At 35.7% G+C, this 3,953-nt stretch carries 4 protein-coding genes; all 4 read left to right on the top strand.

What is annotated here, in order from left to right:
• Nucleotides 1-619 (top strand): hypothetical protein (locus E1171_RS23665; protein ID WP_187696278.1); only part of this gene is annotated, 619 nt, incomplete at its 5' end.
• Nucleotides 620-794: 175 nt separating this feature from the next.
• Nucleotides 795-1,130: a helix-turn-helix domain-containing protein gene (locus E1171_RS05640; protein ID WP_187696277.1), complete on the top strand. Its 336-nt coding sequence runs from the start codon at nt 795-797 to the stop codon at nt 1,128-1,130.
• Complete coding sequence (locus tag E1171_RS05635; RefSeq protein ID WP_155204929.1) at nt 1,124-2,443, top strand: type II toxin-antitoxin system HipA family toxin; 1,320 nt, start codon at nt 1,124-1,126, stop codon at nt 2,441-2,443. The genes E1171_RS05640 and E1171_RS05635 overlap by 7 nt, the downstream gene beginning before the upstream one ends.
• Before the next feature lie 148 nt (nt 2,444-2,591).
• On the top strand, nt 2,592-3,911 hold the full coding sequence (locus E1171_RS05630; protein WP_155204927.1) for a hypothetical protein: 1,320 nt from the start codon (nt 2,592-2,594) through the stop codon (nt 3,909-3,911).
• Nucleotides 3,912-3,953 lie beyond the last annotated feature (42 nt).

Genomic DNA, 3,953 nt, shown 5'->3' with positions numbered 1-3,953 from the left:
GCATGAAAGGGAGGTTCATTTATTAGATAAAGAAACTTTAGATATTACCACAACTGGTCGTTTCAAGTATTTGATTGATACAATAGATAAAGAAGGAAGCATGGAGGGGAAAATAACCGAGCTATATTTAGCTGGTGTTAAAATTAATGGTTCTTCTTTGAGCGTTGATAATCTTCCTTTATCTATTTCCAATTGTGATGAAGCAAATCGGTTAATACAAATTGCGAAAACAAAAGGTGACTTCATCTCCCGTTTAAATATTTTAAATCTGGATGAAGAAGAACGTAAATTAATGCGGGCTGTCTTTGTATTTAATCATAACCAATGGACGGGGCAGGATAGGTTAGGGGCCAAAATTATTATGGCAAACTTGATTGCAAAGGGTGTTGCCCTGAAGTTACAAGAAGAGCTCCTTAATGGACTAAATTCAAATACCAAAGCTCTTTTAGACTCTTTAAAACCATTATTAAAACCTGCTGTTTTTTCTGCTGAATTATTAAGTAAAGGTCAATCTCAACCATCCTTACCAGGCATATTACCTGGAATGTTTGGCGGGCCAACAGGTAAAAAAAAGAAAGAAGAGGAAGAAGAGGATAGAGGCCAAGGTTTAAGCAGATGATTTTTTATATTCGTTCTGCTTTTAGTGTTGTATTTATCCAACGTTATTATATTTTTTTAGGTTTTTGTTGTTAATTTGTAACATTACTTTGATATTGAGTGTTATATTTATATCTTGTTAGAAGTTTAATACATAAAGAGCTTTTTTAAGGATAATGTTTCAATTTTCCAATATTATGGATTGGTATGAATTAAGTGATAAAGGAATAATTAAGGAGATAGGGGAGAGGTTAAGAAAGGCTCGTCTTATCAAAGACCTATCTCAACAAGAAATTGCAAACAGGACTGGGCTAAACCGTTCAACGATAAGTGAAATAGAAAGAGGTGCACCTACAAGTATGCTCTCTTTTATTGCTATTCTTCGAGGTTTGGAAGAGCTGGAGAGTTTAGAAAGTTTGCTACCAACTACAAAAGGTCCTAGTCCAATACAAATGTTAAAGTTAGAGAAAAAGAAACGTCAAAGAGCATCAAGGAGTAATCCTACTAAAGAGGAAGGGGGAGTAGAATGGTAGAAATTGCAGAGGTTAGAATTTGGGGACACTTGGTAGGAGTTATTGCCATGGATGAAAGTCGCAAAGTAACAAACTTTGAATATAACCCTGATTTTGTAAAAAAGGGATATGACCTTTCTCCCCTGGTAATGCCAATTAAAAAAGGGGTATATTCTTTTCCTTCTTTAAACAAGGAAACTTATAAAGGTCTCCCTGGAATGTTGGCCGATTCTCTTCCAGATAAATTTGGTAATGCAGTAATCAATGCCTGGTTAGCCAAGCAGGGGAGAAACATTGAATCGTTTAGTCCTATTGAAAGGTTATGTTATGTGGGAACGAGAGGTATGGGGGCACTAGAGTTTCAGCCAGCAGTAGATTCAAAAGTTAATCAATCAATTAGTTTAGATATAGCAAAATTGGCTGAGTTGGCCCAAAACATATTGAACCAAAAAGAGCAATTGACGACTAACCTGGAGGCTAGTGAAGATTCAATGCTCGATATTATCAGAGTGGCGACTTCTGCTGGTGGTGCCAGGGCAAAAGCTGTAATAGCTTTCAATGATAAAACTAAGGAGGTTCGTTCTGGCCAAGTAGAGGCACCGGATAAATTTTCCTATTGGCTTCTAAAGTTTGACGGTATAAAAGAAAAAGGCTTTGGAGCTCCAGCAGGTTATGGCCGAATTGAATATGCTTATTATAAAATGGCTAATGATTGTGGGATTAATATGTCTGAATGCCGTTTGTTGGAGGAAAATGGGCGAGCCCATTTTTTAACTAAACGTTTTGATCGCCTGGACGGAAAGACAAAAATTCATATGCAAAGTCTTTGCGCTATAGCTCATTATGACTATAATCAGCCTTTAAGTTATTCTTATGAGCAAGCCTTTCAGGCTATGAGAAAATTACGTTTGCCATATACCCATGCTGAACAGTTTTATAGAAGGATGATTTTTAATGTGGTTGCAAGAAATCAAGACGATCATACTAAGAACATCTCCTTTTTGTTTGATCCTTCAAAAGGGTGGCGGCTTTCTCCGGCCTATGATATGACCTATTCCTATAATCCGAAATCTTTTTGGACGGGACAGCATCAAATGTCTGTTAATGGTAAAAGGGATAATATATCTCTTAACGACCTTTTAACGGTAGGTAAGCAAATGAGTATTAAAAAGCCTTCCCAAATAGTTGAACAGATAGTAGAAAGTATCTCTAAGTGGCCCTCCTTTGCTAAAGGAGCTAATGTAGCTCCAAAACAAATAGATTTAATCGGTAAAACTCATCGTTTGGAATTGCAACCTGCTAAAATTTACGCAGCTCAAAAGGGAGGGTATTAAAGCTATTAACCAAATAGGTTTATTTATAAAATAAACCAGAGGAAGAGAAGAGCCAGCAAGATAGCCTTGCTGGTTTTTATATTTGGATTGGAAAATCCTATCATTATACATTTGTTAATTTTTGGTTTATTCGGAAAATACTAAATTAATGAAAGGTGGAATTATGAGTCGAGAAGTAATTCAAATTATTGAAAGGGAAACTCCTAAAAAAGAAAAGAGTGACTATAGTGAATTTGTAGTTCGAATCAGTGCTTCTCCAGAGATTAAAATAGCTCCCGAGGCAAAACAGGCCAAATTGAAAATCCAAAAACCGCTAGTAGAGAAAGTAGAGGGTCCATTTACAGAAGATGGTAAGCAAGTTGAGGAAATGGTAGTTGGTAATACTTATATTTTCAAGGCCACAGAGTTTCAAAGCTCAATTTTCACTCCTATTAAGCACATTTGGTGGGCAGAAGAAATTGAGGATAACGGAAAGATTGAAGATTTGCCATTAGATAAAGAAAACCTATTTAAAGATGATAAAGGAGCGGTTTGTTTCAAGTATACGCCCAAAAAAAGCGGAAAGATTCGCATATATGCATATGTTTCAAATCCTTCAAAAAAGGTAAGCATAGAAACAACAGTCTATGAGGCTATTAAAAAAGAAATAGTTTTAATTGCTGGTACCGAACAGCATTCAGCAAGTTATGGGAATAAGCTTATGTTTCCTGCACAGGCTATTAGGGAAGTATATAAAAACTATTCTAAAGAAGAATATCTAACTATAATCCTTTTTAAGGATGGTTATAATTCGGAACAAATACAACAAATTAAAGAATCGGCTGTCAAGCATAATAAGAACGTAAATTATAAAGAAGTCGCCAATATTTCTCAAGTCATAGATTATTTTAATAAAGGCGATAGAGAAACGGTGAGAAACAAACCAAATTCCAAAAACCATTTAGTAAAAATAGGTGAAATAAAAATCTTTGCCCATGGATTGCCTAGTATCTTTGATTTTGGTCTTGATGGTCCAAATGAATTTTCTCAGCGATTTAAAAAAGAAGATGTTGTGAAATTAGACCCTAAAGTATTTGATCTGCCAGTGATTCATTCCTATGCTTGTAGGACAGGAAATACTGATGCAAGCGAATTTTTTGGTGAGAATTGGGAAACTCTAGCAAAACCAGAAGAAAGCCTTGCTCAAAATTTAGCAGATTACTTAGATGCCACTGTCTTTGCTTTCATTAACCGGTCAAATTATATCCCAACCTGGGATGATAAACAAGATGCGAACTACCAAAAGGGGTATGAGGAAATTGAAGATGAAGATGTAAATGGGAGAATTTATAAACCTTGGAACTGGGATGAAACTTTGTGGCATGATAATGGGGCGTATGGAAAACCAAGAGCAGGAACCTCCCCAGTGGGATTGCCGGAAACAATGTATAAATTTCAGAAAGGGAAAAAACCAACTCCAAAATTGTAGTAAATATGTTGATAAAAAAGACTTTAGGGGTAGTTGTAATAT

The organism is Xanthovirga aplysinae (assembly GCF_009711365.1).
Taxonomy (GTDB): domain Bacteria; phylum Bacteroidota; class Bacteroidia; order Cytophagales; family Cyclobacteriaceae; genus Xanthovirga; species Xanthovirga aplysinae.
This window is presented reverse-complemented; position numbering and strand designations above follow the sequence as displayed.

Excerpts from the sequence above, each read along its gene's own strand:
- E1171_RS05640 (WP_187696277.1), top strand. The coding sequence starts at position 795 with ATGGATTGGTATGAATTAAGTGATAAAGGAATAATTAAGGAGATAGGG.
- E1171_RS05635 (WP_155204929.1), top strand. The coding sequence starts at position 1,124 with ATGGTAGAAATTGCAGAGGTTAGAATTTGGGGACACTTGGTAGGAGTT.
- E1171_RS05630 (WP_155204927.1), top strand. The coding sequence starts at position 2,592 with ATGAAAGGTGGAATTATGAGTCGAGAAGTAATTCAAATTATTGAAAGG.